The following is a 26,030-nucleotide window of genomic DNA, read 5'->3' as shown; positions in this document are numbered from 1 at the left end:
GCTGACAAAAATTTTCATTACAAGCGGTCATCTTTACAAATCTTTTTACATAAAAAAGAGGAGAGCCACGCTTAAGGCGAGACTATTTTTTAATCAATCAATAACTATTATAATGAACTGAAAAAAAAAGGGTTTGTCTTAGTGAATGCGAGTAATTCCACTCATTAATGACAGAAATAGTAGGATATTAAGGAATATATACAATATGAATAAAACAATGAAAAAATCATTCTTAACTGCTTTAATTTTAGGTTCAGCAATGGTGGCTATGCCAATGTCTGCACAGGCTACATTACCTACTGAGGTAGATGGTCAAGCATTACCAAGTCTTGCTCCAATGCTAGAAAAAGTACGCCCTGCGGTTGTTAGCATTGCAGTTGAAGGTAAAACGCAAAGTGATTCTCGTCGTACTCGCCAGCTCCCTGAAGAATTTGAATTTTTCTTTGGGCCACACGCAGATTTCTTTGGGAACCGCTCTTCGGCACCTCGTAACTTCCGTGGAATGGGTTCTGGTGCGGTAATTAATGCTGAAAAAGGCTATATTATTACTAATAACCACGTTATTAATAATGCAGATAAAATCACAGTAAAATTAGAAGATGGTCGTGAATTTAAAGCTAAATTAGTGGGTAGCGATCCGCTTTCTGACGTAGCATTAATCCAAGTTGAAGATCCGAAAAACTTAACTGAAATTAAATTTGCCGACTCAGATAAACTACGTGTAGGTGATTTTACAGTTGCAATCGGCAACCCGTTCGGTTTAGGACAAACTGTTACATCAGGTATTGTTTCTGCCCTTGGTCGCTCAACAGGTAAATTAGACGAGGGTTATGAAAACTATATCCAAACCGATGCCGCAGTAAACCAAGGTAACTCTGGTGGCCCATTAATTAACCTAAACGGAGAATTAATTGGTATTAATACTGCAATTATCTCGCCAAGTGGCGGTAATGCAGGTATTGCTTTTGCTATTCCAAGTAATATGGCAAGTAGCCTCGTTAGCCAAATCATTGAATTTGGCGAAGTTAAACGTGGAATGCTTGGTATTAAAGGTGGCGAATTAAATGCCGATTTAGCTAAAGAGTTTAATATTTCAACCCAACAAGGTGCTTTTGTCAGCGAAGTATTGCCAGATTCAGCCGCAGCTAAAGCAGGCTTTAAGGCAGGCGATGTCATTACGGAAATTAACGGTCAAAAAGTTCGTAGTTTTAGTGAATTACGTGCGAAAGTAGCAACCTCTGGAGTAGGCAAAGAAATTGAATTAGCCTATCTTCGTGATGGTAAAGAAGCAAAAGCAAAAGTAACATTACAAGCAGATTCTGAAGCTAAAATAACCGCTTCAAACCTTATTCCTGCATTAAGAGGGGCTGAGTTTAATAACTACAGTGCAAAAGGAATGAAAGGTGTTGAAATTTCAAATGTAGAAAAAGGTTCTGTCGCTGAAATGAGAAGCTTAAGAAAAGGCGATATCATCATTGGTGTAAACCGCCACTCTGTTGAGAACATTGCAGATTTACGTAAAGTATTAGATGCAAAACCATCTGTAATTGCATTAAATATTGTACGTGATGGTGCAAACTTCTATGTAATTTTACAATAATCATATCAAAACACATTAAAAACCCCACACAACATTTTGTGTGGGGTTAAATTATTTATTCTGCCCTTCTAGCATTTGTCTTGCCATTGCCATACTTTGAATAATCGCTCTTCTGTCAATAGATTCATTATTTCCATCTAACACTTGACGCCAATAGCCTAATGCCTGTTGATAATCATTGTTTAAAAAGCTATCTGATGCAAGCAACAACAGACTTGCACTTTCATTTTTATCTAAAGCTAAGGCTTGTTTAAGTAATTCTTTTATCTCTGGCGACATTCTTTGCTTATTATCATAGTAATTTGCGGTTGCCATTGCACTTAAAATCGAGGCTTTTTTACCAAGTAATTTTTCAGCATTACCATAACAAATTAACGCTGAATCAAACTCATTATTTAATGCGTAAGCTTGCCCAAGCTCATACCATAACTCGCCATTATTAGGGTTTTCTCGTAATTGATTTTGCAGGCTTAAAATATAACGATCATTTTTTGATATTCCTTGATGTGGGTTTGTTTGCTCTTGAAATTGCTGATGAAGTTGTAATCCTTCTTGAACAACCTGATAACGCCCACTCTGCCAATAATAGATACTACCTAGCAGAAAAATTGCACATAAACTAATAATTGATTTTTTTACAAGCGGTTGTTTTTGCTGAGAATTTTGCAACTGCTGCTCAAATTGCGTTTTCTCAAATTGATAACGTTGCTCTGCCTCACTTTCAAATTCTTGCCTAAGATCATTTGCAAAATATTGAGAAAACTTAACCGCTTGTTGATAATTTTCTTTACTTAACTGTTCTCGGGTTTCCATTTACTCCGCCCTACTTCTTTTTGTTCGCCACAAAATCGCAATCAATAGCAATCCAAATAATCCTAATGGCAAGCCCCAAAGCACCCAAGTTTGTGGGTTGAATGGTGGGTCATAATTCACAAAGCTGCCAAATCGTTCTGTCATTATGCGGATAATGTCTTCATTGCTTTTGCCTTGATTTACCATTTCATATACTTCAATTCGCATATTGTAAGCTGCGGTGGCATTCGATTCAACTAAGTTTTGGTTTTGGCACTGTAAGCAACGCAAAGAACGAGCGAGCGAAACAGCACGCACACGGTCAGCTTCGTTCTTAAATACAAAAGTATCTACCATTTGGGCTTGAACAGGGTAACTTAAACATAGCATTCCCAAAACAAGCGGTAGCATTTTTGCGATTTTTTGCAAATATAACCAAATCCCACTATTTTTCATTACGTAATGCCTCTAATCTTGGCAGGAAATCTTGAGCGAAGTCGGGGTTATAGCCTTTTTGCTGATAACGCACCACGCCTTTGCGATCAATTAAATAACTCGAAGGGGCTGAAGAGACTTTAAGTGTTTGAATCAGAAAGCCCTTTTCATAATCATCAATAATTAAGTTAAATGGATTACCCCAGTTTTGTAATGCTTTCACGGCATCTACAGGGCGGTCGCTATAGGTTAAGCCCACAATCGGCACACCTTTTTGTTTGAGTTCTAACAGAATTGGGAACTCTTTAATACACCAAGTACACCAACTTGCCCAAACATTGAGAATATAAGGTTCTTTCGGCAAACTGTTATTATCTAAGCGAGCATTGCTATCAAGTAAGTTCTTGCCCACAAACTCAGGGAAAGGCTTGCCCTGCCAATCTTCTGTTGGCGAGAGTGCATCTTTATTCATTAGTGGTACAGAGAGAAAACCAACAATAGCAATTAAAAGACAAAGTGGAATTAACAAAAGTGCTTTTTTCATTTTTTATACTCTCTGCGATAACCAAATAGTGCCAATAATGCAGCTAAGATCATAATCATAGCCCCTAACCATAACGCTTGAACATAGGGTTTGTAATGCAAGCGGAAGGCATATTCTAGATTGCCAAATTTATCGCCCATTACAATATAAATATCGTCTAAATAGTGATGATAGAGTCCAACTTCTGCCATTGTCATTGTTCGAACATCATAATAACGCCGTTCAGGTGTTACTTCAGCCAATGTTTTTCCATCTAGACTAATCGAAAATACGGCTTGTTCTGTCGTGTAATTCGGCCCGATTAAATCGTGATATTCTTCATATTTAAAGGTAAACCCTGCGAGTTCTGCCTGTTCATTCGGTTTTAAACGCACACCCACTTCATCGCCATAATAGCTATTCATCATCGCCCCAATCACACAAACGGCAAAACCGATATGAGCAAGTCGCATTGCAAGCGGTCGGATTTTAAACATAAATGGCAAATAGGGAATATGGGTTAGAATAATCCAGATCGCAAGGCTAACAAAAACAGCTGGTAATATTACAAAGTCAAAATGCGGTCTTTGTAAAATTGTGTGATAAATCAACCCTGATGCCAAACCCACAGCAATGGGGAGTAACCATAATTTAACTAAAATCTGCTTAAGTGGAATTTGTTTCCAGCGTAACACAACTGCCATTGCCATAATAATCATTAACAATAATGTTAATGGAGCAAATACACTATTAAAATAAGGTGCTCCTACAGAAATACTGCCCCAATTCATAATAGTGAAAATCATCGGGTAAAAGGTGCCAAGTAGTACAACTGAGGCCGCAACGCTTAATAAACCATTAATTAATAAAAACGCCACTTCTTTTGAAAATATATCAAAGCGGACTTTTCCGTGCCATAAATTGGTACGGAATGCGAATAGTGCCAATGCAATAAAACTTAAACTAAAAAATAAAATAAGTAATGCCATTCCTCGATCTGGATCAACAGCAAAAGCGTGAACCGAAGTCAATACACCGGAGCGAACAATAAAAGTGCCGAGCAAACTCAATGCAAAGGTAAAAATTGCCAGTAGAATCGTCCAATAATAGAAAATGCCACGTTTTTCACTCACAATTAAACTATGCACTAAGGCAGTACCAAGCAGCCAAGGCATCAAAGAAGCATTTTCGACTGGATCCCAAAACCACCAGCCACCCCAGCCTAATTCATAGTATGCCCACCAAGCTCCTAACATAATGCCTGCGGTTAGAAAGCCCCAAGAGATCATCGTCCAAGGTCGAATCCAACGCATAATGGCGGCATCAATACTGCCAGAAACAAGGGAGCCCACAATCATTGCAAAGCTTACGGCAAAACCGACATAGCCTAAATAGAGTAACGGAGGATGAAAAATCAAACCAATATCTTGTAACATCGGGTTGAGATCTCGTCCTTCTGGTGGCGGTGGAAAGCCTCGCTCAAACGGATTAGAAACCAACAAAATAAACAGTAAGAAACCAAGAGAAATTAGCCCAAGCATCGTTAAACTTCTGTTGGCAAACAAGCGGTCAATTTTTTGAGAAAATTTGCAAAATACTGCAGACCAAATTACAAGGGCTGTCAGCCAAAACAACATTGAACCTTCGTGCCCGCCCCAACTGGCAGCAAATTTAAAGAAATTAGGTAATTGAGTATTCGAATGAGCTGCAACATAAATAACAGAAAAATCATCTGTTAAAAATGCATACACCAAAATAGAAAAAGAGAGCGTGGTAAAAATGGCTTGTAAATAGGTAAAAAGCGGAGCTAATGCCAGCCAATGGTATTGCTTACGTATTTCTCCCCACAAGGAAAAGCCAACTTGAAAAATGGCGGAAATTGCCGCTAATAAGAGTAAAAAATAGCCCAGTTCGGGTAGCATAATAGATCCAAAATATAACCGCTTGTAAGGGAATAAAAGCACCAAAGATAATTCTTGAGTGCTTTATGCTCAACTATTTCTGATTTAAAAAAGATAGCACTCGTCTAAGACGAGCGCTATCACTAATATGCATTATTAACTTGCAACGGTAAGTTGCCCTGCATAAAGTATAAAATAACGTAAGCAGAGTACACCGATTAAATCGAAAATTGAAATTAAGATAATAAATTTCACATTATGTTTCAAGCGGTGAGAGCCAAAAATATTTGCCGTAAGCGGAATGGCTATACCAATTAGCATTATGCCTATCCAGAATACTGAGCCCCAGAACCCACTTAAAGCATTAGCTAACGCAAGTTGCTTATCTGCTCCACCAAAGTGTAGGCCAACAAAGAATGCTACAATTAAGCCAAGTTCTGTTACCATAATTGGCACTTCAAATTTGTGCATAAAGTGAACTTCGTTACTTTCGCCAGAGAGTTTTCCTGCAAGTAGAACTACAAGGAAAGTTGCAGCAATACCCGATGATGCACCAGATGCTAAGAATAACGCTGGTAATACAGGGTTATTCAACATTGGGTAACTCACTAATGCAGAGAGTAAGAAGCCTGTATAAGCCCCTAATACCGCTGCTAGCACGAATAAGATAAACTCAATCGGTTTTAGTAATTTTTCCTCTGCAAAATCAATCCAGCTCAGTAAGAATTTAAACATTGGTAAATTACGATTAATAAACACCGCAATCCAATCTTTAAACATTACCGCAATCCATACAACAAGCACTGCCATATAGAGTTGGAATAACATTACCCCCATCGACATTACTGAATTAAAGTTATAATTAAACATTAATTTCCAGAATGTCCAAGGTTTAGTTAAGTGAAAAATTAACAGTAACAAACCAATAATAGTTGGTAAAGTACCAAGTATTGCACCACTACGAATAATCCAGTTTTCGCTATTTTTTTCAATTTTAGCACCGCTATTACGGTAAGCAATCGCTAACTGAACTGCTCCTGAGGAAATCCCCAATAAGAACAAGTAAATAGCAATACTGCTGTCCCAAACTAAATTTGGGGTTTGGAAAGGTACATATTCATTCATTATCTATGCTCTCCTTTACCAAATGGAATATGATATAAGTTAGGCTCTGTACCTAGTGATGTTTTCGTACGATAAACAGGGTTGTTTTTCACTTTATGGAAAATATCACTGGTTGGATCATTCATATCACCAAAGGTTAATGCTTTAGTCGGACAAGCTTCCACACAAGCTGGTTGCTTGCCTTCTGCTAAATTCGTATCACGACAGAAATTACATTTATCTGCCGATTTTTTCTCTGGGTGAATAAAACGAACACGGTACGGACAAACCGCAATACAATATTGGCAACCAACACACAAGTCTGAGTGCACATCAACAATACCGGTTTCAGGATCAACAAATGAGGCACCTGTTGGACAAACGCTTACGCAAGGAGCATTTGTACAATGTTGGCAAGATTGACGGAAAAACTCATATTGTACATTTGGGAATTCACCAAATGGTTCACTACGGATAATCTCTAAACGAGAAACACCTTCTGGTACATTGTTTGTAGTACGGCAAGCATCCATACAAGCAGTGCAGCCGATACAAGAAGTTTCATCGTGGACCATCGCATAGCGAATTTTCTTTTGTTCTTTCTCAGTAGCAAGAGTTACTGAGGTAGCAAGCCCGGTGCTTGCTACGACAGCGATAGCACCTGCCCCTGAGACGAAATCTCTACGGGTGCAAGTCATTATTTAGTTCCTTTTGCTTCTTTTGCTCTCATTTCTGGTGTTTTAAATTCGCCAGAGTGAATTTTAGTGTGGCAGTCTGTACAAAGTTTAATACGATCTTTTTCAGCAATGCCCTTCATTGGTTCTTTTTCTGGGTGAAGCTCGTGGCAGTTAGTACACGAAATTTTACTTGCGTGAGTATCGTGTGCCCAGAATGTTTCACGTAATTTATCTGCGGTATGACACGCTACACAGACTTGATTTTGTTCACTAATAGAACGCTCTAAATCTGGGTTAGATGCTTTATCTTGCGGATTAAAACGCATTACATCTTTGACACCTTTACGGTGATGCTCAGAAATATTACCGTGACAACTTACACAAGTAATTGGCTCACCATTATTTGGGCTTTTCACATCTTTTTGGAAGTGTTTCCCCGCGTGATGAAATGGTTTACCTGTTGCATTAGCAGACTCGTGACATTGAACACAATATTTATTTGGATCACGACGAGCATCTTCAGCAATTTGTGCATCATCTGTTTGCTCAGTTTGCCAAAGTGGTTTTGGTAGCTGTGGCATTTGGGCATTAGCGGTTGAAATTGCAAAAAAACTTGCAAATGTAACCGCTTGTATAAGGGCGAATGCTCGCCCTGCTTTTGAAATTAAATTTTTCATAATATCACCTCAAGCTACATTATTTTGCTTCTGCTTTTGGTGCAACAACTGCTGCAGGTTTTACTTCTTCTGCTGGTAATAAACCTTTAGCACGAGCTTCAGCTTCCCATTGTGGAACAACAGTTTTTAAGAATTCATCTTTTGCAGCTTGTTCTTTAGGAATATCTAAGCCAATCGCTTTTTGTGCTTTCTCTTTAGTTGAAATATCTGGAATTGCTACTGGTGTTTCTACCCCGTGTTTAGTTAATACAACCCCTAATTTCGCACGAGCATCTGCAGCACGGTCAATACCTGTTGCAATAACGTGTAACATTACATCTGGTGCGTGCATATGGCTACCGTGACCAGCCGCTGAGTAATCCCAACGCCATTGAGCGTGACGGATAGCAGTTTGAATATCGGTCATTTCATCTTGAGTTGCACCAGCGTCCCAAGCAGCTTTCGCTTCAAAGTGAGCTTTCACGATTTGATCTTCTAATTTGATCATTGCGTCTTTAACTTGTTTTTTATGTTCTGCTACACGAGCTTGTAACGTTTCTTTACTTTGTTCGTGACAAGTTTTACAAGTTGCATCAAATTGATCGAATGGGTTACCGATTTTGTGATCTGTATAAACATTGCCATCTTTATCTTTTACTTTCGGCATATGGCAATCAATACAGGTTACACCGTTTTTACCGTGCACACCTTGCGACCAAACTTCAAAGTCTGGGTGCTGTGCTTTTAACATAGGTGTTTTAGATAATGCGTGAGTCCAGTCTGCAAATTCGATTTCATCGAAATATTTTTCAATGCTATCGACATCTACACCTTTATCCCAAGGGAAGGTTACATCAGTTTTGTTTTTGAAGTAGTATTCAACGTGACAGTTTGCACAAACTGCAGCACGTTTTCCGTGTTTATCTAAATCTTCAAATTTCCAACCTACTGTATTTAAGGCACGTAATACGTGAGGACGAGCAACTTGTAGTGCAGGTTTGCCTTGTTTGAACTCCTCTGAATTTGTGTCGTGGCAGTCTGCACAACCAATAGAGTTTACAATTTCTGCACCATATTTTGCCCATTTAGGATCGAAGTATCCACGTTCTCCTTTTTCTTCAAGTAAACGAGCAGCATCTGGGCCTTTACAAGTCCAGCAAGCCATTGGTTGTGGACCATCATTTTCATCTTTTGGTGCTCCTGTACGTAAAATATCACGTACATCAGTTACCGCATAATAGTGACCACGTGGCTTGTTATAATCTTTCGAGAAAGCATAACCTGCCCACAAAATCACATAACGAGGATCCTCTTCTAATGCACTATCAAGATCCGCTGATTCAGATGTTGCTTTCCAAGAGTTGTATTGTAATGGATACTTCTCTGCAAAAGTATGGTTTGCAGAGTTAATCGTAACGCCTAATTTTTCGTATTTAAGTGCTTTATCTGTTAGTGATTCTGTTTTTGATTCTTCAGCTAAAGCAGGCTGTAAACACCCCAACATTGAAATTGTCGCCATTACAAGGCCTTTTGCTATAAATTTCATTTTGGTTCTCCCACGCAGGTAAAAAATAAATATATAAAAATGAGAATTTTTCCTATTAAATTAATAAGATAACTCCTAATAATTCATTAGTGAGAATATGAAATTTAAAGTCAATCTACTATTCCAAAGTGAAGATTTATTGAAGTAAATCAATAAAATCTTGCAAAATACCTCTTAAGAGGTAACTCTTTTTTCTTAGTAAATAAAAACGACTTTTATTTAGTCTTCAGCGTAAATAAGAATTGCCAAATTTTGCCGAAAATAAAGTTTAAAAATTGCCGAATTTATGTTATCTATAAAGTATTTTAGAAAAACGATAAAAACTTAAAGGACACAACATCAATGAATGGAGCAAGATTAATCACCGAAAGCCTTAAAGCACACGGTGTTACAACATTATTTGGCTACCCAGGTGGAGCTATTATGCCAACCTATGATGCCATTTATGATTCAGGGTTAGATCATCTTCTTTGCCGTAATGAACAAGGAGCTGCTATGGCCGCTATTGGTTATGCTCGCTCTACAGGAAAAGTTGGGGTTTGTATTGCTACCTCAGGCCCAGGTGCCACTAATTTAATTACCGGTTTAGGCGATGCTGCCCTAGACTCCATTCCTGTTGTAGCCATTACAGGGCAGGTGGCAAGCCATTTAATTGGTACAGATGCTTTCCAAGAAGCTGATGTACTAGGCTTATCACTAGGCTGCACCAAACATAGCTTTATTGTTCAAAGCATCGAAGAATTACCCGAAATTCTTGCTCTTGCTTTTAAAGTTGCCCAAAGTGGCAGACCAGGCCCAGTACTTGTTGATATTCCACGTGATATTCAACTAGCACCCACTTCAGCACAACCTATTGTTTACGCAAAAGAAAACCCTAATCCGCAAGATAAAGAAAAATTAGAACAAGCTAAACAATTACTTGCTTTAGCCAAACGTCCAGTTCTTTATGTAGGTGGTGGTGTTGGTATGGCTGATGGTGTACAAGCGGTTAGAAATTTTGTAAAAATTGCAAATATCCCTTCTGTTTCAACCTTAAAAGGATTAGGTACTATTGATCCGACCGATCCGCTTTATATGGGAATGATCGGAATGCACGGTACAAAAGCCGCAAACTATGCAGTACAAGAGTGCGATCTATTAATTGCTTGTGGTGCTCGTTTTGACGATCGTGTAACAGGCAAATTAGATACCTTTGCTCCTCACGCAAAAGTCATTCATATTGATATTGATAATGCAGAAATTAACAAACTGCGTAAAGTACAAGTTGCCTTACAAGGCGATTTAATTGAAGCCGTAAATTCTCTTGCTCAATCGTTAGATATTGAACCTTGGCGACAAGATGTGCGAGATCTAAAACAACAATTTGATTTTAAATATCAAGACAATGCAGGGGAAGGCGATATTAATGCCGTTGCCTTACTAAATACGCTTTCTCAACGTAAAGCACCTAATAGCGTGGTTACCACTGATGTTGGGCAACACCAAATGTGGTCGGCACAGCACTTAAGTTATCACGACCCAAAAAACTATATTACCTCTGCAGGTTTTGGCTCTATGGGCTTTGGCTTGCCTGCTGCAATAGGGGCAATTAAAGCGAGACCTAACGATCCAGTTATCTTAATTACGGGCGATGGCTCAATTATGATGAATATCCAGGAATTAGGTTCAATTAAACGTGGAAATTTGCCAGTTAAAATTTTACTGTTAGATAACCAACGCTTAGGTATGGTTCGCCAATGGCAATCGCTATTCTTCCATGGTCGCCACAGTAATACTATTTTAGATGACAACCCTGATTTTGTAATGCTAGCAAAAGCTTTTGATATTGAAGGTGAACGCATTGAAAAAGCAAATGAGGTTTCTGATGCACTAGATCGCCTATTAAATACAAAAGGAGCATACTTACTTCACGTTTGTATTCCAGAAGAAGACAATGTATGGCCATTAGTACCACCTGGTGCTTGTAATGCCGATATGTTAGATGACGAAGTATAGGGAGAAAAAAATGCAACAATATTCATTAACCATTAAAGCAAATAAACGCCCTGAAACTTTAGAACGTATTTTGCGAGTTATTCGTCATCGAGGGTTTAATGTTATCAGCCTAAATGTAGAATCTAACGATACAACATTTCATTTACATTTCGTGCTAGAAAGCCCACGTGAAATTGAGCTTTTAACACATCAATTAGAAAAACTTTTTGATATTATCGAAATCAATTAGCCAAACTTTTTAAGACCGTGTAGAAAATACACGGTCTTTTTTTCGCCAAAAATTTACAATTCGCTATCTTTTTGATTTTATTCATTTCTTTTAAAAGCAATCTATTTTTTTAATTTTTTCCTCTTTATTTTCTGATTTTATAGATCTAACATACTATATATAGTGTTAAAAAATGTTAAAAAACACAATATATTGTGTTAAACCTAATAAAGATGGAAAACCTCAAATTTAGTTCAGAGCAAATTGTTTGGCAAGAAGTCCCCAATGAAACTTCTCTTGCATTCCTGATTACAGGCTGTCCACTAGGTTGTAAGGGTTGTCATAGTGCAGATAGTTGGAAAAGCTGTAACGGAAAAGTGCTGACCGAAGAGTACCTTGCTAGCCGCCTAAAAAACTATCAGGGGCTAATTAGTTGCGTACTGTTTATGGGTGGAGAGTGGCAAAAAGAGAAATTATTGCCACTGCTAAAACTCGCGAAACAACAAGGGCTTGAAACCTGCCTCTATACCGGCTTAGAAAAAGAGGAAGTGTCGCCATCATTATTATCGGAATTAACCTATTTAAAAACAGGTCGTTGGATTGCAGAACGAGGAGGGCTAAATAGCCTAACCACTAATCAACGTTTTATTGATTTGCGTAGCAACCAGACCTTAAACCATTTATTTATAAAAGGAGCTTCACTATGATTCGCTTACAGCAAGCACAATTAGACGACAAATTAACCTTTATTGATGACTACATTCACGCTAAAAATGCCGCCGATGGCTCAAAAATGGATGCCAATGCTAACGTAACACAAAAAAATATTGCCACAATGGAAAACGAACTAATGAAAGATTTTTTTGTGCAAATTAACCGTGCCAAAGTTAGCCAAAAAATTACCGAATTATTTGATGCAGAAACCGCACAAGAGTACCTCCGACAAATTGAAGCTCACGAAATTTATGTGCATGATGAAACCAGCCTTAAACCTTATTGTGTTTCTGTCACAATGTATCCTTTCTTACGAGACGGTTTAAGTAAATTAGGCGGCGAATCAAAAGGCCCTAAGCACCTCGCCTCATTTTGCGGATCTTTTATTAACTTTGTGTTTGCCGTAAGCTCACAATTTGCAGGAGCGGTAGCAACCGTTGAATTCCTAACCTATTTTGACTATTTTGCCCGTAAAGACTACGGCAATAACTATTTAGAAACCCACCGCCACGAAATCGAAAACCACTTGCAACAAGTAGTGTATAGCATTAACCAACCAGCTGCCGCTCGTGGTTATCAAAGCGTGTTTTGGAATATTTCCCTTTACGACCAATTCTATTTTGAGGCGATGTTCGGCAATTTTGTTTTCCCTGATTTTAAAAAACCGTGTTGGGAAACTACCGCTAAGCTACAACTTTTCTTTATGCAATGGTTTAACAAAGAGCGAAGCAAAGCAATTTTAACCTTCCCTGTGGTAACGGCAGCAATGCTTACCGCAAATGGGAAATGCAAAGATGATGAGTTTGCCAACCAAATGGCAAAAGAGTTATCACAAGGCAACTCATTCTTTATTTATCAATCTGATAATCCGGACTCGCTCGCTTCTTGTTGTCGTTTACGTAACGAAATTAGCGATCACACTTTCTCTTATTCCTTAGGGGCAGGCGGTGTGGCAACGGGCTCAATTAACGTAATTACCCTTAATATGAACCGTTTAGTGCAAGATAAACGTGATTTAGCAACAGAAGTCGGCAAGATCCATAAATATCAATACGCTTACCGTAAATTGATGGAAGATTACCTAGCCGCCGGAATGTTACCTGTTTATGATGCAGGCTTTATTTCGCTCGATAAGCAGTTCCTCACTATTGGCATTAACGGAATGGCTGAAGCGGCGGAATCTCAAGGCTTAACCGTAGGCTATAATCCTGATTATGTTGAATTTGTACAATCTCGTCTTAAAACTATTTTTGAAGCCAATCAAGCAGCAACTGCTCAATATGGGGTGAAGTTTAATACCGAATTTGTACCAGCAGAAAACCTTGGTGTGAAAAATGCGAAATGGGATAAAGCCGACGGCTATTTTGTCCCTCGTGATTGCTACAATTCCTATTTCTATGTGGTGGAAGATGAAGAAATCAATGCACTTGATAAATTCTTACTACACGGCAAAGAGTTAATTGAATGGCTAGACGGCGGATCTGCTCTACATCTAAACTTAGATGAAGCCTTAACCACTCACGGCTACCGCACACTGCTGGATACCGCCGCCAAAACGGGCTGTAACTATTTCTGCATTAACGTGAAGATTACCATTTGCAACGACTGCAACCATATCGACAAACGCACTTTACACCATTGTAGCAAATGTGGTTCACACAATATTGATTACGGTACTCGTGTAATTGGCTATTTAAAACGGGTATCTGCCTTCAGCTCCGCTCGCCAAAAAGAACATAATTTACGGTTCTATCATCGAGAAGCTGCGTAAATAATCTTGAATTAAGGGTTGTAAGTATCTTTACAACCCTTTTTTTAGCGATTATATTAGCCACTGATTTAGTCGGGGTGCCTATTTTTCATAAATAGGCTGAGAAATACCCGTTGAACCTGATGCAGTTAGCACTGACGTAGGAAACTAAAAGGAATCAAAACTTACCCTCTTTATTCCCCGTTTGTGTTGGTGCGTTTTTTCAACCTAGAGGAATAAACGATGACCACTCCTATTTCATATCAATCACATTACTTGCAAAAAATTCGAGAAATTCGACCGCTTGTACACAACATTACCAATATTGTTGCTGCTAACATTTCCGCAAACGGGCTATTAGCTCTCGGTGCTTCGCCCATTATGGCCGCAGCTATTGAAGAAATGGAAAGCGTGCCAGCATTGAGCCAAGCAGTAGTAATTAATATTGGAACCTTAATTGGCAAAGAAGTTGAGGCGATGGTACTTGCAGGCAAAACCGCAAACCGTTTAGGTATTCCTGTGGTGCTTGATCCTGTTGGTGTCGGGGCGACACCATTTCGCCGTCAAACTGTAGAAAAACTACTGCAAGAAATCCAATTTACCGCTATTCGAGGCAATGCGGGCGAATTAGCCACTATTGCCAATGTTGCTTGGAATGCCAAAGGTGTCGATGCAGGGGAAGGGGCTTATAGCCTTGTTGAAATAGCACAACAAGTCGCAAAGAAATATCACACTTTAGTGGCTATTAGTGGCGAAACTGACGTAGTAAGCAATGGCTTACAAACTGCTTTATTACACAATGGCACGCCAATGTTCCCACAAATTACTGCCTCTGGTTGTTTATTAAGTGCGGTTTGTGGGGCTTTTCTTGCCGTAGCAGACACAGAAAACCATTTGCCTGCTTTAATTGAAGCCTGTACCGCTTATGCGGTGGCTGGCGAGCTTGCTGCAAAATCATTAGCTCCAACACAATATGGGCATTTTGCTGTTAATCTGCTTGATGAACTAGGAGCATTAACACCAGAAACGGTTGAAAATTTAGCGAAGGTGGAATATGTCTAAACAATCTGCACCTTATCAGTTGATTGTTTAGTCCAACTTTTAGGTGCAGATCAGTTTGCTATCCGCTTATTTAAAAATTTTAATTTGTAAAACTTTCCAATTTTTTAACCGCTTGTTGCCAGTCTTGTGCTTGCGTAATAGCGGTTACCACTGCACTACTGCCTACACCTGTTTGCATAACCTGCTGAATATTGCTTTCTTTAATTCCACCAATGGCAACTGTTGGCATTTGAATTGGAGCAACTAACTGCACATATTTAGCTAAATTAACCACCCCTTGCGGTTCGGAAGGCATCTCTTTTGTTTGCGTTGGGAATACGTGCCCAAAAGCAATATAAGACGGTTTAATCGGCAAGGCTCGCATTATTTCAAAATAGCCGTGGGTTGAAACACCTAAACGCAAGCCGGCTTGCTGAATAGCATTCAGATCTGCAGTAGCAAAATCTTCCTGCCCTAAATGCACACCATAGGCCTCATATTTCACTGCAAGTTGCCAATAATCGTTCACAAATAAGCGAGCATTGTGTTGTTTTGCTAATTGAACAGAACGCTCAATTTCACGTTCTACCTCAGCAAGCGGTCGATTTTTCACACGAATTTGCAACGTTTTTACCCCAGCTAAGATTAAACGCTCAATCCACTCAAAAGTCTCTACTACTGGGTAGAGCCCAAGTTGGTAGTCAGTTTCTGCAAAGGCTTGCGTTGGTACACTCAGTGGTGCCGAAAGCAAAGAAGTGGTTGGGAAAAATTGGAGAACTGTCGGGTAGCCTGTATGGCAAAGTGAGCTTAATGCGGTTTGCCCTCTGCCCTCTTTTTCTGATAAACCTTTTTGCAAGTAAGCGGTGGCGACAGTAACTGAGTCAGGCAAATCAAAACCTTGGGCAAGCATCGCCCCAATGGCAGAGGCAAAAGTGCAACCTGTTCCGTGTGTATTCACACTTTGCAATCTTGAATGGTTAAAACAATAAACCTCTTTTGGTGTGAGCAAGTAATCACAAACCTCTTCGCCTTGCCATTCAAAATGCCCACCTTTTCCTAAAACCGCTTTTACACCTTGTGAAAACAAGGTTTCTGCTGCTTTTTTCACATCGTCTAAGGTGGCAATTTCCGTTTCACTTAGTAAAGCAAGTTCTGTTCCATTTGGGGTGATTAAATCCACTAACGGATACAGTTTTTCTTGCACAATCGGCAATAAAATACTATCGGATAATGCCTGCCCACTGCTTGCTACCGCTACAGGATCATAAACTACATAGCAATGCTCTTCACTCTCAGCCCGAATTTTCTGGATATATTCACACAAAATTTCGACCTGATTTTGAGAACAAAGCAGCCCGATTTTTATTGCATTCGGGTAACCTTGAATTAACAAAGCCTCAAATTGTTGGCGAAAGGTGTGATCATCAACAGGCGTTACACACAATACCCCGTGCGGATGTTGTGCCGTTACCGAAGTTACGACTGAACAGCCAACAAGATTAAAATCGTGAAAGGTATGTAAATCGGTTTGTAAACCAGCACCCGCACAGGAATCTGAGCCGGCAACCGTCCAAATAACTTTAGGTTTAGAAATAGAATGATTAGACATAGACATCGCAAAATCCTCATAAAATTGTTAAGGGTTTGCTTGTCAGAGATGTGGTAAGCGGTTCAAAAATTTAAATTTTTGGCAAAACTTGTTCCCTACGCAGGTACTAACCTACAGGTTCCACGGATCTCGCTTTTGCGATCTCAGCCTTACGGCACTCCGACAAGAGTTTTTAGTATATACCAACAAACAGTCAAATTTTCACAAAAATTTGCAAAATGTTAAGAAAAAATAACCGCTTGTAATTTTAATAATGCACTGATGATATTCGTCTTTGACAAATACCTTAAACAACACATTTTCAGCACTCGTCATAAATGAACGCTATCGGTATTTACTCTATTTTTCCACAATTTAAACAATACAGATACATCTGTTTTGGGTCGTTAAAACGTGAAAGTAGCTCAAGTTGTTGCGTTGATTTTTTAAGCAGAGGTAAGTCTAGCCAATTCGCTAAATTAACCTGCATTTGTGCTTTAAATTCTCGGCTTAATTTTCTGAATAAGCTGTCATCAACTTCGGCAAACCATTGCAAACCAAATTGTTCTACTTTGGCTTTACTTTGGGTTTCACGCTGTTGGTTAATTAGCTCTGAAAGCATTGCATAAGCCACATTGAAATTGCCTAATTCATCGACCAAGCCGTGTTTTAACGCATCACTGCCACTCCATACCTGACCTTGTGCAACCTTATCTACTGCCTCTTTTGACATTTTTCTGCCTTCAGCCACTAAGCTTAAAAAACGTTCATAACCACTTTCAATGCCAATTTGTAACAGTTCACTTTGCTCTTTTGGTAGCGTTTTTAGCCCCATTGGTTGAGCGAGTGCAGAAGTTGCAATACCGTCTTCACTTACCCCAAGGTTTTTAGCCGTTTTCTCAAAACTTACCGCTAAACCGAAAATGCCGATAGAACCTGTAAGCGTATTGGGGCTGGCGATAATTTTATCGCTGGTTGCCGCAATCCAATATCCGCCCGAGGCCGCCATTCCGCCCATTGAGGCTACTACAGGTTTGCCGGCTTTTTGGAATTCTTCCACTTCTTGACGAATCAATTCTGATGCCATTGCACTCCCACCCGGGCTGTTGATTCGTAAAATCAAACCTTCTACGTTTTTATCAGCTCTGGCTTTCTGTAAGAGTTTAACTACGGTTTCACTGCCTACCCCCGTTTCATCGCTTTCGCCCAACATAATTGCACCTTCAACATTTACCACAGCAATTTTCGGTGCATTCACTTCTCCAAAGCGATCATTAAGCTCATTGGCATAATCATCAAATTCAATGTGGTTATAACTGCCCTCACTATTTTCACCAAAATGCGAAATAAGCATCGCTTTGGTTTCTTGGTTAGAGGCTAATTTGTTTACCCATTTTTGGTTGAGTGCAAATTGAGCATCATCGCCTTTCGCTTGTTTATATTTTTCGATATAGGTTGCAGGGGTTAAATCAATGTTCTCCGTTGGAATTTGGCGATTTTCAGCCACAGTTTCCACCGTTTGTTGCCAAGTTTGGCTAAGCCAAGCTTGTGCGTTTTGTTTTGCCTCAGGCGACATATCATCACGCATAAAAGGCTCAACGGCAGCTTTATAGGTGCCTACACGGAAAATATGCGGTTCCGCCTCAATTTTCTCGAATAACGATTTGAAATAGATATTAGAATAACTTAAGCCTTGTAGCCCAACAGAGCCTGCTTTATTCAGATAAACCTCATTGGCAAAAGAGGCTAAATAATATTGTTTTTGCGAATACTGCTCGCCAATCGCAATAACCTTTTTGCCTGACTCTTTAAAATTGTTAATTTCATTACCGATAAAATCTAAAGAGGAAAAATCCGCACTTTGTAGATGGCTTAGATCTAACACTAAGCCGGTAATTCTTGGGTCATCTTTTGCTTGGCTAATGGCTTGCACCACATCAAAGGTTGAGATTTTAAAAGGCTCGCCACTGCCTAATTCTGATTGAAGCAAGCGGTATAAATCGGCAAAATCTTCACGATTATCCGCAAGGTCGCCGTCTAAATTTAAACGCAACGCCCCTTGGGTAAACATCGTTTTTTGGGTTTTATCTGCACTTGAGATAAATGCCACAACAGGCACTAACAACAGCATAAAAAGAATAAAAAAGAGGTTGATTACACACTCTCGAATACAACGAAAAGCACGATAAACAAGTTTTAACAGTTTTAGCATTGGGAAAGTCCAAAAATAAAATAATTTGGTACAGTATAAAGCAATCACGAAATGATTAAAATATGGTATGCTTTTATCAACGAATCAATCTTAAAAAGGTTATCAATATGCAGTCTTTAGATTTACTTCTTCATCGCCGTTCAAGCAAAAAATTGGGTGATAAAGCCCCGAACCCAGAACAATTAGAACAAATTTTAAAAGCAGGGCTACGAGCCCCCGACCACGGTCGTTTAAAGCCTTATCATTTTGTAGTGATTGAAAAAAGCGGTATGCCACAACTTCGAGAATACTTAACTTCTGCGGTTGAAGAATTTGGGCTGAGCGAAGAACATTTAAAAAAGGCGGAAGGTTTATCTAACCGAGCCCCAATGATTATCGGTGTAGTGGCAAAGCTAGATCATAATATTGCGAAAGTGCCAGCTTGGGAGCAAATGCTCACTGCAGGTTGTGCCACTTATGCGATACAACTTGCCGCTAACTCTCTCGGTTTTGATACGGTTTGGATCACGAATAAATGGATTAACGGTTCAGATCTCCGCAGTGCTTTCGGTTGCCAAGAGGGCGACAAAATTATTGCCTTAGTAATGATTGGCTCGCCACTTGAAGGAGAAATTAACCAAGCAAAAGAAACGGAAAACTTAGACGGTTTCGTTAGCTATATTAAATAATGATGAACACAATTTTAATTACAGGTTGCTCTTCCGGCATTGGTTATGCCACCGCCCAACACCTAAAACAAGCCGGCTGGCGAGTGATTGCCAGTTGCCGAAAATCAGAAGATGTCGAACGCTTGCAAGCAGAAGGCTTTGAGTGCATTTTGCTAGATGTAACCAATTCCGAGCATATTCAGCAAGCCTTTGATTACATCAACACAAGCGGTCGATTAGACGCCATTTTTTGCAATGCCGGCTACGGGCAACCCGGCTGTGTGGAAGATATTCCCCGTGCAGCATTACAAGAAATTTTTGAAACCAATGTTTTTGGAGCTTGGGAAATTATCAATCAAGCGATGAAAATCTTCCGCAACCAAAACCACGGCAGAATTTTAATCAATAGCAGTATTTTAGGCTTTGCCGCAATGCACTATCGTGGGGCTTATAATGCCACCAAATTCGCCTTAGAAGGCTTGGCAGATACATTACGCTGTGAATTATATGGCTCAAACATCTATGTTTCGTTAATCGAACCTGGCCCAATTCAAAGTAATTTCCGACCAAATTCGGTTGCCAAACTTGAGCAATATATTGATTTGGAAAATTCCTATCACAAAGAGTTAAACCAAAGCCAATATAAACGCTTAACCACAAAAGGCAACGCAAACCCATTCACGCTCCCTGCCTCTGCCTGTGCAGAAGCCTGCTTAAAAGCCTTAAAAGCAGAAAAACCAAAAGCCCGTTATCAAGTTACCTTCCCAACCAAACTCTTTTGGTGGCTAAGAAGATTATTACCAACGGTCGCTTTTGATTATATGAATAGAAAATTTGGTGGGTAAATCCAAAAAGAAATAAAAAATATTCCTGATGGCGCAAGCGTCCACGCTTGTGCCAAACACAAAAAAGCCAAAATAAACTAAATTTTACTTGGTATATTTTGGCTTTTAGCTTATAACAGAAATACTTCTGCCAGAATGAGTAGGCACAAGCGTGGACGCTTGCGCCATCGTGAGGCAGAACACATCAGGATATTTTTTATCTTACTTTTTCCAACCTTTTAAGGCATCAGCAAAAGCATTGTTGCCGAAGGTGTTGCGGTTGTTTTGCAAGCGGTCGTTTTTTTGTGGATTTTTGCGAATTTCTGCTGAATTTCGACCGCTTTTTTGTTCTTTTTTGTCCGTTGGTTTGTCGTCTAAACGCATGGTTAAAGCAATACGTTTACGAGCAGCATCAACTTCTAACACTTTTACTTTAACCACATCGCCTGCTTTGACCACAGTATGCGGGTCTTCAACAAAAGTGTTTGAAAGCATTGAAATATGCACTAAACCGTCTTGATGCACGCCAATGTCCACAAATGCCCCAAAGTTTGCCACGTTAGTCACCGTGCCTTCTAAAATCATTCCGACTTTAAGGTCGGAGATTTCTTCCACACCGTCCATAAAGCTGGCGGTTTTAAATTCGCCACGTGGATCTCGCCCCGGTTTTTCGAGTTCTTTGAAAATATCGTTTACCGTTGGCAAGCCAAATTGCTCGTCCACAAAATCTTTGGCATTTAGCGAATGAATTTTAGTACTGTTGCCCATTAACTCGGCAAGAGTTGATGTGGTTGCCTGTAAGATTTTTTCTACCACAGGGTAAGCCTCTGGGTGAACGCTTGAGGCATCTAACGCATTTTTACCACCGATAATTCGCATAAAACCGGCACACTGTTCAAAGGCTTTTGGCCCTAAACGAGGCACTTTTTTCAAATCTGTTCGGCTGTTAAAACGACCGTTTTCATCACGGAAAGCCACGATATTTTGTGCCAAGGTTTTCGTCATTCCCGCCACACGAGCCAATAACGCAGCCGATGCGGTATTGAGATCAACCCCTACCGCATTTACGCAATCTTCCACCACCGCATCTAGTTTGCGAGCCAGTTGGGATTGGTTTACATCGTGCTGATACTGCCCCACACCAATCGCTTTCGGTTCAATTTTTACCAATTCTGCCAGCGGGTCTTGCAAACGGCGAGCAATAGACACCGCTCCACGCAATGATACATCTAAATTTGGGAACTCATTCGCCGCAAATTCCGATGCGGAATAAACAGATGCCCCAGCCTCACTGACCACCACTGTTTGCGGTTTATTTTCTTTGATCTCTTTAATGACCGCTTTGGCAAAACGCTCGGTTTCACGAGAGGCTGTGCCGTTACCAATGGCGATAAGTTCTACATTATGCTTTTTGATTAAGGTAAAAATCGCTAATTGAGCCTCTGCCTCTCTGCCTGTGTGTGGATAAATTGTTGCAGTATCTAATAATTTCCCTGTGTTATCCACAACCGCCACTTTTACCCCCGTACGCAAGCCCGGGTCTAAGCCCATTGTATTTCTTGCCCCTGCCGGTGCTGCCATTAACAATGCTGAAAGATTGCGAGCAAACACATCAATCGCCTCTTCTTCCGCTTTTTCACGCAGGCTACCCATTAGCTCGGTTTCTAAATGCAGAGCGGCTTTGATTTTCCACGTCCACGCAATTACTTGCTCACGCCATTTATCTGCAGGTTGATTATTGAAAATCACACCTAAGTGACTGCGGATAATCTCTTCACAATGGCTGGTTTTCGCCCCTTCTTCCGCATCTGGATCAGCATTTAAACTTAGCGATAAAACACCTTCATTTCGCCCACGGAACATCGCCAACGCACGATGAGACGGCACGGTTTTAAACGGCTCACTGTGAGCAAAATAATCACGGAATTTTTCGCCCTCTTCCTCTTTACCTTCAATCACTTTCGATTCAAGGGTAGCGTAAGCGGTCAAATATTGGCGAAGTTTTGCAAGTAGCTCCGCATCTTCGGCAAAACGTTCCATTAGAATATATCTTGCCCCGTCTAAAGCGGCTTTGCTGTCTGCCACACCTTTTTCCGTATCAATAAAAGTCGCAGCTAAGGTTTCAGGATCTTGTGTCGGGTCGTTCCATAAACTTTCGGCTAATGGTTCAAGCCCTGCTTCAATCGCAATTTGCCCACGGGTGCGACGTTTTGGTTTATAAGGTAGGTAGAGATCTTCTAACTCCGTTTTACTTTCACACGCTAAGATCTTTTCACGCAACTCATCGGTAAGCTTACCTTGATCTTCAATAGATTTCAGAATGGTTTGACGGCGGTCGTCCATTTCACGCAAATAGATTAGGCGGTTTTCAAAATGCCGTAATTGGGTGTCGTCTAAACCGCCAGTTACCTCTTTACGATAACGGGCGATAAAAGGAATGGTGTTGCCTTCATCTAATAAAGTCATAGCAGCCAAAATTTGATGGCTACCAACATTTAATTCAGTTGCAATAATCTGGCTGATTTGGCGATTTAACTCACTGTGTAATTGGGTCATTTGCTTTCCTTCAATAAAGTTGCTCGGGGTTTATCTAATTTTTCGAGCTCAGTTAAAGTTTCTGTTACTTTCTGCCAATTCGGCTCTTTTTTGGCACAAAGTATAATATTTTCTAAACTATCTGCTTGATGATAATAAGGTTTTGGGCTTTTTACCGCCGTTTCAAACTGTTGATAAGCCTGCTTAAATTGACCTTGCTTGCATAAAAAAGTGCCATAATTATTCAAAACATCAGGGCGGTTATCACTTAGGCTTAAGGCTTGTTGGTAGGATTTTTCTGCATTTTCCACATCGCCAGTTTGCTGATAATAATAGGCTAACACCGAATAAGGCAGGTAATCTTTGGCATCGTGGGAAAGGGCTTTATCGATATTCTGCTTCGCTTTTGGGAAATCATTTTGTTCTAAATAAGCTAAAGCGAGGTTAATACGGGCTTTTACCGCTTCCGAACGGTTAAATTCAGGTTCAGAGGAAGATTGCTGGGTAGAAGAACAAGCCACTAATAAAATGGCTAAGCTACAAGCGGTTAAATTTTTCAAAAATTTTGCAAACATTATGCTCTCCTCACTAAAATAGGCTTAATTTTACTGTTCTCTTGTATTCAAGACTAGCGATTTTTAGGCAATGAAGGAATTTTTATTTTTGGTTTTTCGAGATGGATCGAAAAAATAAATTTTGCTTATTGTAAAGAATTTCATATTTTCATACAGTTTTTAAAAATATAAGAATTTTATTGAAAAATACTTATAAAAATTATAATGTAGAGGAAATATGAAAAGTGTTATTTTTCAAAGAAAAGCCTTAAAACAATTAAGAAAACTACCAAATGGTGCTGAAATTCGCCGAAAGTGTGACGATTTAATCTATTTTCCATATTGTGCTAACGTAAAAGCATTGGTAAATCATAAGTATGAATATCGCTTTCGTGTCGGAAATTATCGTGTATTTTTTAATATTGAAGGCGAAACAATGAACATTATTTCAGTGGAAGAGGTAAAAAAGCGAGATGAACGAACTTACTGATATTCAATACTTAAATGATAAAGACGGCAATCCAACTTTTGCGGTATTACCGATTGCGACATTAGAATTACTCAAACAAAAAGCCAATATTAAAACCGCTATTGAAACAGGTATTCCCTCTGCTGTTGCAGGCATTGCGTTAGATAATGATTATTCCGCATTACGAGCTTGGCGAGAGTACTTAGGCTTAACACAAGAAGAAGTCGCTAAGCGATTAGGTATTTCACAACCTGCCTATAGCCAACACGAAAATGCGAAAACATTACGGAAAACCACTCGTACAAAAATCGCACACGCTTTAGGTTTAAATGAAGAACAGTTGGATTTTTAGATTTCTTTAAAATATTAATTTTTCGAGGCAGATCGAAAAAATACTACTTCGCCATTGCATAATATTTAATGCTTTATCAATATGCTTGACATAAAACAAAATCCTCATAAACTAATCATTAATGATTACAAGGTTTGGTATGATAAAGCCTCAAAATCAGGTTATAGAACCTTTCAATGTTTTTCTAACAAAATTTCACGCAGTTTCTTTTTCTTTATGAAAGGAAAGCAAGCCTATATCGTGCATATTTTCCAAAAGAAAAGCCAAAAAACCCCGAAACAAAATCTTGAACTTGCAATGAATCGTATGAAAAAATTAAAGCAGGAATTAGAAAATGGCTAAAGATCTTGATTTAGAAGTGATTCCTTTCGAAGATGTATTGCAACAAGCAATGAAAAATCCAGAATTTAAAGAGGAATTTGATGAGTTACAGGTACAACGAGAACTTGCTCAGCTATTAAAGCAGGCTCGTTTAGATAAAAATCTAACTCAAGCACAGGTTGCTGAAATTTCAGGTATTAATGTTAAAAATATTAGCCGGTTAGAACGAGGCATTGTCTCGCCTAAATATGCAACTGTTGTTCGTTACCTAAAAGCATTAGGTGGCTCATTCAAATATGTTCCTCATTTAGGATAATTATATGAACAAAAGGCAGGTAAAACCTGCCTTTCTATTATTCGCTATAATTAATGTGTTTTCACATCAATCCCTTGCCCAAATTTACGTTTTTCTAAAGTGCGTTTGGTGCGGTCAATTACATCGCCTGCCAGTTGTCCGCAAGCGGCATCAATATCATCGCCTCGGGTTTTACGCACGGTAACGGTAAAACCATATTCCATTAACGCTTTTTGGAAGCGATCAACACGAGAGTTTGAACTCTTACCATAAGGGGCTTCTGGGAACGGGTTCCACGGAATTAAGTTAATTTTGCACGGGGTATTTTTTAATACTTCTGCTAATTGATGAGCGTGATCGGTGCTATCGTTTACATGATCTAACATTACATACTCAATCGTAACTTTACCGTGGTTCGCATTTGAAACTTCAAGGTATTTATTAACGGAATCAATAAGCATTTTAATGTTATATTTTTTGTTAATCGGCACCAGTTCATCACGCAATTCATCATTTGGAGCGTGTAAAGAAATTGCCAATGCCACATCAATTTGCTCACGCATTTTATCTAATGCCGGCACAACACCTGAGGTGGAAAGGGTTACACGACGTTTAGATAAGCCGTAGGCAAAGTCGTCTAACATAATTTCCATTGCCGGAATTACATTATTCATATTCAGCAACGGCTCGCCCATTCCCATCATTACCACATTGGTAATAGGACGAACACCAGTTACCCCGAAATTACCAATAATTTTAGACGCTCGCCAAACCTGCCCGATAATTTCTGACACGCTTAAATTACGGTTAAAACCTTGTTGTGCGGTTGAGCAGAAAGTACAAGCTAAAGCACAGCCAACTTGTGAGGAAACACAAAGGGTTGCACGGTCATCTTCGGGAATATAAACCGTTTCAATTTGCTGGTCGCCCACTTGCATCGCCCATTTAATGGTGCCGTCTGCCGAACGTTGTTCTACCGCCACTTCAGGTGCTTTAATTTCTGCAATACGTTTTAATTTTTCACGCAATACTTTGTTGATATTGCTCATATTATCGAAATTATCTTCGCCAAAATGGTAGATCCATTTCATCATTTGATCGGCTCGAAACGGTTTTTCGCCCATAGAAGAAAATAGCTCACGCATTTCTTGGCGGTTTAGGTTTAATAAATTGATTTTTTCTTTTGGTTGCTCTGTTGCTGGTTGTGCAACATTAGTGATTTGTTCTGACATAAAAGTTGAAAGCCTCGTTATTACACGGATTACGGCAAAAGGTTAGTTTTGCAATCTAA

General features: G+C 39.5%; 25 protein-coding genes and 2 riboswitches. Of the genes, 12 read left to right on the top strand and 13 right to left on the bottom strand.

Annotation, left to right across the window (positions count from 1 at the left end; all coding sequences use genetic code 11):
* The first annotated feature begins 205 nt into the window (after positions 1 to 205).
* Positions 206 to 1,600, top strand: coding sequence for a Do family serine endopeptidase (locus PTQ27_RS05585; RefSeq protein WP_273771118.1), 1,395 nt, complete (start codon positions 206 to 208; stop codon positions 1,598 to 1,600).
* A 51-nt stretch (positions 1,601 to 1,651) separates the two neighbouring features.
* Here the strand turns inward: PTQ27_RS05585 and PTQ27_RS05580 are convergent, their stop codons facing one another.
* The 8 genes from PTQ27_RS05580 to nrfA form a co-directional block, all read right to left on the bottom strand.
* On the bottom strand, positions 1,652 to 2,413 hold the full coding sequence (locus PTQ27_RS05580; RefSeq protein ID WP_273747792.1) for a TPR domain-containing protein: 762 nt from the start codon (positions 2,411 to 2,413) through the stop codon (positions 1,652 to 1,654).
* Positions 2,414 to 2,848: a heme lyase NrfEFG subunit NrfF gene (gene nrfF, locus PTQ27_RS05575; protein WP_273747791.1), complete on the bottom strand. Its 435-nt coding sequence runs from the start codon at positions 2,846 to 2,848 to the stop codon at positions 2,414 to 2,416.
* A complete protein-coding gene (locus tag PTQ27_RS05570) occupies positions 2,838 to 3,371 on the bottom strand; it encodes a redoxin family protein (protein ID WP_273747790.1) in 534 nt (177 codons plus the stop codon). The genes nrfF and PTQ27_RS05570 overlap by 11 nt, the downstream gene beginning before the upstream one ends.
* Positions 3,368 to 5,272 carry a heme lyase NrfEFG subunit NrfE gene (gene nrfE, locus PTQ27_RS05565; protein WP_273747789.1) on the bottom strand — a complete coding sequence of 635 codons (1,905 nt, stop codon included), beginning with the start codon at positions 5,270 to 5,272 and terminating at the stop codon, positions 3,368 to 3,370. The genes PTQ27_RS05570 and nrfE overlap by 4 nt, the downstream gene beginning before the upstream one ends.
* Before the next feature lie 135 nt (positions 5,273 to 5,407).
* Complete coding sequence (gene nrfD, locus PTQ27_RS05560) at positions 5,408 to 6,376, bottom strand: cytochrome c nitrite reductase subunit NrfD (RefSeq protein ID WP_273747788.1); 969 nt, start codon at positions 6,374 to 6,376, stop codon at positions 5,408 to 5,410.
* Complete coding sequence (gene nrfC / locus PTQ27_RS05555; RefSeq protein WP_273747787.1) at positions 6,376 to 7,053, bottom strand: cytochrome c nitrite reductase Fe-S protein; 678 nt, start codon at positions 7,051 to 7,053, stop codon at positions 6,376 to 6,378. The genes nrfD and nrfC overlap by 1 nt, the downstream gene beginning before the upstream one ends.
* On the bottom strand, positions 7,053 to 7,709 hold the full coding sequence (nrfB, locus tag PTQ27_RS05550) for a cytochrome c nitrite reductase pentaheme subunit (protein WP_273747786.1): 657 nt from the start codon (positions 7,707 to 7,709) through the stop codon (positions 7,053 to 7,055). The genes nrfC and nrfB overlap by 1 nt, the downstream gene beginning before the upstream one ends.
* Positions 7,710 to 7,728: 19 nt before the next feature.
* A complete protein-coding gene (gene nrfA, locus PTQ27_RS05545; RefSeq protein ID WP_273747785.1) occupies positions 7,729 to 9,234 on the bottom strand; it encodes an ammonia-forming nitrite reductase cytochrome c552 subunit in 1,506 nt (501 codons plus the stop codon).
* Between the two features lie 342 nt (positions 9,235 to 9,576).
* Here nrfA and ilvG point away from each other — a divergent pair, with 342 nt between their 5' ends.
* The 5 genes from ilvG to thiM all read left to right on the top strand — a co-directional run bounded on the left by ilvG (position 9,577) and on the right by thiM (position 14,963).
* Positions 9,577 to 11,229 carry an acetolactate synthase 2 catalytic subunit gene (gene ilvG, locus PTQ27_RS05540; RefSeq protein ID WP_273747784.1) on the top strand — a complete coding sequence of 551 codons (1,653 nt, stop codon included), beginning with the start codon at positions 9,577 to 9,579 and terminating at the stop codon, positions 11,227 to 11,229.
* A 10-nt stretch (positions 11,230 to 11,239) separates the two neighbouring features.
* A complete protein-coding gene (gene ilvM / locus PTQ27_RS05535; protein ID WP_273747783.1) occupies positions 11,240 to 11,458 on the top strand; it encodes an acetolactate synthase 2 small subunit in 219 nt (72 codons plus the stop codon).
* A gap of 212 nt (positions 11,459 to 11,670) precedes the next feature.
* Complete coding sequence (gene nrdG / locus PTQ27_RS05530) at positions 11,671 to 12,144, top strand: anaerobic ribonucleoside-triphosphate reductase activating protein (RefSeq protein WP_273747782.1); 474 nt, start codon at positions 11,671 to 11,673, stop codon at positions 12,142 to 12,144.
* Entirely contained in the window at positions 12,141 to 13,922 is a 1,782-nt protein-coding gene (nrdD, locus tag PTQ27_RS05525; protein WP_273747781.1) for an anaerobic ribonucleoside-triphosphate reductase, read from the top strand. Before nrdG ends, nrdD begins: the two co-directional genes overlap by 4 nt.
* Positions 13,923 to 13,985: 63 nt before the next feature.
* Positions 13,986 to 14,085: riboswitch (TPP riboswitch) on the top strand.
* Between the two features lie 59 nt (positions 14,086 to 14,144).
* Entirely contained in the window at positions 14,145 to 14,963 is an 819-nt protein-coding gene (gene thiM, locus PTQ27_RS05520) for a hydroxyethylthiazole kinase (RefSeq protein WP_273747780.1), read from the top strand.
* A gap of 79 nt (positions 14,964 to 15,042) precedes the next feature.
* Here thiM and thiE read toward each other — a convergent pair whose 3' ends face one another.
* A complete protein-coding gene (gene thiE / locus PTQ27_RS05515; protein ID WP_273747779.1) occupies positions 15,043 to 16,557 on the bottom strand; it encodes a thiamine phosphate synthase in 1,515 nt (504 codons plus the stop codon).
* A 69-nt stretch (positions 16,558 to 16,626) separates the two neighbouring features.
* A riboswitch (TPP riboswitch) is annotated at positions 16,627 to 16,723 on the bottom strand.
* Positions 16,724 to 16,885: 162 nt separating this feature from the next.
* Positions 16,886 to 18,742 (bottom strand): signal peptide peptidase SppA, encoded by a 1,857-nt coding sequence (sppA, locus tag PTQ27_RS05510; RefSeq protein ID WP_273747778.1) that lies wholly within the window; start codon positions 18,740 to 18,742, stop codon positions 16,886 to 16,888.
* A 107-nt stretch (positions 18,743 to 18,849) separates the two neighbouring features.
* Between sppA and PTQ27_RS05505 the strand changes: the two genes are divergently transcribed.
* Together PTQ27_RS05505 and PTQ27_RS05500 are read left to right on the top strand one after the other, a co-directional pair.
* The gene (locus tag PTQ27_RS05505) at positions 18,850 to 19,410 is read left to right on the top strand and encodes a nitroreductase family protein (RefSeq protein WP_273747777.1); all 561 of its coding nucleotides are present in this window, start codon (positions 18,850 to 18,852) and stop codon (positions 19,408 to 19,410) included.
* A gap of 2 nt (positions 19,411 to 19,412) precedes the next feature.
* Positions 19,413 to 20,234 carry an SDR family NAD(P)-dependent oxidoreductase gene (locus PTQ27_RS05500; protein ID WP_273747851.1) on the top strand — a complete coding sequence of 274 codons (822 nt, stop codon included), beginning with the start codon at positions 19,413 to 19,415 and terminating at the stop codon, positions 20,232 to 20,234.
* Between the two features lie 201 nt (positions 20,235 to 20,435).
* On the opposite strand, the gene PTQ27_RS05495 is transcribed toward PTQ27_RS05500, so the two are convergent.
* Together PTQ27_RS05495 and pilW are read right to left on the bottom strand one after the other, a co-directional pair.
* Complete coding sequence (locus tag PTQ27_RS05495) at positions 20,436 to 22,769, bottom strand: Tex family protein (protein ID WP_273747776.1); 2,334 nt, start codon at positions 22,767 to 22,769, stop codon at positions 20,436 to 20,438.
* Positions 22,766 to 23,326 carry a type IV pilus biogenesis/stability protein PilW gene (pilW, locus tag PTQ27_RS05490; RefSeq protein WP_273747850.1) on the bottom strand — a complete coding sequence of 187 codons (561 nt, stop codon included), beginning with the start codon at positions 23,324 to 23,326 and terminating at the stop codon, positions 22,766 to 22,768. The genes PTQ27_RS05495 and pilW overlap by 4 nt, the downstream gene beginning before the upstream one ends.
* Before the next feature lie 214 nt (positions 23,327 to 23,540).
* On the opposite strand from pilW, the gene PTQ27_RS05485 reads away from it, so the two are divergent.
* The 4 genes from PTQ27_RS05485 (at position 23,541) to PTQ27_RS05470 (ending at position 24,760) form a co-directional block, all read left to right on the top strand.
* Positions 23,541 to 23,792 carry a type II toxin-antitoxin system RelE family toxin gene (locus PTQ27_RS05485; protein ID WP_273747775.1) on the top strand — a complete coding sequence of 84 codons (252 nt, stop codon included), beginning with the start codon at positions 23,541 to 23,543 and terminating at the stop codon, positions 23,790 to 23,792.
* The gene (locus PTQ27_RS05480) at positions 23,776 to 24,123 is read left to right on the top strand and encodes a helix-turn-helix domain-containing protein (RefSeq protein WP_273747774.1); all 348 of its coding nucleotides are present in this window, start codon (positions 23,776 to 23,778) and stop codon (positions 24,121 to 24,123) included. The genes PTQ27_RS05485 and PTQ27_RS05480 overlap by 17 nt, the downstream gene beginning before the upstream one ends.
* A gap of 81 nt (positions 24,124 to 24,204) precedes the next feature.
* Entirely contained in the window at positions 24,205 to 24,465 is a 261-nt protein-coding gene (locus PTQ27_RS05475) for a type II toxin-antitoxin system RelE/ParE family toxin (protein WP_273747773.1), read from the top strand.
* Positions 24,458 to 24,760, top strand: coding sequence for a helix-turn-helix domain-containing protein (locus tag PTQ27_RS05470; RefSeq protein WP_273747772.1), 303 nt, complete (start codon positions 24,458 to 24,460; stop codon positions 24,758 to 24,760). Before PTQ27_RS05475 ends, PTQ27_RS05470 begins: the two co-directional genes overlap by 8 nt.
* Before the next feature lie 50 nt (positions 24,761 to 24,810).
* Here PTQ27_RS05470 and rlmN read toward each other — a convergent pair whose 3' ends face one another.
* On the bottom strand, positions 24,811 to 25,971 hold the full coding sequence (rlmN, locus tag PTQ27_RS05465; protein ID WP_273747771.1) for a dual-specificity RNA methyltransferase RlmN: 1,161 nt from the start codon (positions 25,969 to 25,971) through the stop codon (positions 24,811 to 24,813).
* Between the last annotated feature and the right edge of the window lie 59 nt (positions 25,972 to 26,030).

It is taken from the genome of Mannheimia cairinae (genome assembly GCF_028649535.1).
GTDB classification, from domain to species: domain Bacteria; phylum Pseudomonadota; class Gammaproteobacteria; order Enterobacterales; family Pasteurellaceae; genus Mannheimia; species Mannheimia cairinae.
This window is presented reverse-complemented; position numbering and strand designations above follow the sequence as displayed.

What these genes read in the sequence shown, in the direction of transcription:
- PTQ27_RS05585 (WP_273771118.1), top strand. Translation starts at nt 206, where the DNA reads ATGAATAAAACAATGAAAAAATCATTCTTAACTGCTTTAATTTTAGGT.
- PTQ27_RS05580 (WP_273747792.1), bottom strand. Translation starts at nt 2,413, where the DNA reads ATGGAAACCCGAGAACAGTTAAGTAAAGAAAATTATCAACAAGCGGTT.
- nrfF (WP_273747791.1), bottom strand. Translation starts at nt 2,848, where the DNA reads ATGAAAAATAGTGGGATTTGGTTATATTTGCAAAAAATCGCAAAAATG.
- PTQ27_RS05570 (WP_273747790.1), bottom strand. Translation starts at nt 3,371, where the DNA reads ATGAAAAAAGCACTTTTGTTAATTCCACTTTGTCTTTTAATTGCTATT.
- nrfE (WP_273747789.1), bottom strand. Translation starts at nt 5,272, where the DNA reads ATGCTACCCGAACTGGGCTATTTTTTACTCTTATTAGCGGCAATTTCC.
- nrfD (WP_273747788.1), bottom strand. Translation starts at nt 6,376, where the DNA reads ATGAATGAATATGTACCTTTCCAAACCCCAAATTTAGTTTGGGACAGC.
- nrfC (WP_273747787.1), bottom strand. Translation starts at nt 7,053, where the DNA reads ATGACTTGCACCCGTAGAGATTTCGTCTCAGGGGCAGGTGCTATCGCT.
- nrfB (WP_273747786.1), bottom strand. Translation starts at nt 7,709, where the DNA reads ATGAAAAATTTAATTTCAAAAGCAGGGCGAGCATTCGCCCTTATACAA.
- nrfA (WP_273747785.1), bottom strand. Translation starts at nt 9,234, where the DNA reads ATGAAATTTATAGCAAAAGGCCTTGTAATGGCGACAATTTCAATGTTG.
- ilvG (WP_273747784.1), top strand. Translation starts at nt 9,577, where the DNA reads ATGAATGGAGCAAGATTAATCACCGAAAGCCTTAAAGCACACGGTGTT.
- ilvM (WP_273747783.1), top strand. Translation starts at nt 11,240, where the DNA reads ATGCAACAATATTCATTAACCATTAAAGCAAATAAACGCCCTGAAACT.
- nrdG (WP_273747782.1), top strand. Translation starts at nt 11,671, where the DNA reads ATGGAAAACCTCAAATTTAGTTCAGAGCAAATTGTTTGGCAAGAAGTC.
- nrdD (WP_273747781.1), top strand. Translation starts at nt 12,141, where the DNA reads ATGATTCGCTTACAGCAAGCACAATTAGACGACAAATTAACCTTTATT.
- thiM (WP_273747780.1), top strand. Translation starts at nt 14,145, where the DNA reads ATGACCACTCCTATTTCATATCAATCACATTACTTGCAAAAAATTCGA.
- thiE (WP_273747779.1), bottom strand. Translation starts at nt 16,557, where the DNA reads ATGTCTATGTCTAATCATTCTATTTCTAAACCTAAAGTTATTTGGACG.
- sppA (WP_273747778.1), bottom strand. Translation starts at nt 18,742, where the DNA reads ATGCTAAAACTGTTAAAACTTGTTTATCGTGCTTTTCGTTGTATTCGA.
- PTQ27_RS05505 (WP_273747777.1), top strand. Translation starts at nt 18,850, where the DNA reads ATGCAGTCTTTAGATTTACTTCTTCATCGCCGTTCAAGCAAAAAATTG.
- PTQ27_RS05500 (WP_273747851.1), top strand. Translation starts at nt 19,413, where the DNA reads ATGAACACAATTTTAATTACAGGTTGCTCTTCCGGCATTGGTTATGCC.
- PTQ27_RS05495 (WP_273747776.1), bottom strand. Translation starts at nt 22,769, where the DNA reads ATGACCCAATTACACAGTGAGTTAAATCGCCAAATCAGCCAGATTATT.
- PTQ27_RS05485 (WP_273747775.1), top strand. Translation starts at nt 23,541, where the DNA reads ATGAAAAGTGTTATTTTTCAAAGAAAAGCCTTAAAACAATTAAGAAAA.
- PTQ27_RS05480 (WP_273747774.1), top strand. Translation starts at nt 23,776, where the DNA reads ATGAACGAACTTACTGATATTCAATACTTAAATGATAAAGACGGCAAT.
- PTQ27_RS05475 (WP_273747773.1), top strand. Translation starts at nt 24,205, where the DNA reads ATGCTTGACATAAAACAAAATCCTCATAAACTAATCATTAATGATTAC.
- PTQ27_RS05470 (WP_273747772.1), top strand. Translation starts at nt 24,458, where the DNA reads ATGGCTAAAGATCTTGATTTAGAAGTGATTCCTTTCGAAGATGTATTG.
- rlmN (WP_273747771.1), bottom strand. Translation starts at nt 25,971, where the DNA reads ATGTCAGAACAAATCACTAATGTTGCACAACCAGCAACAGAGCAACCA.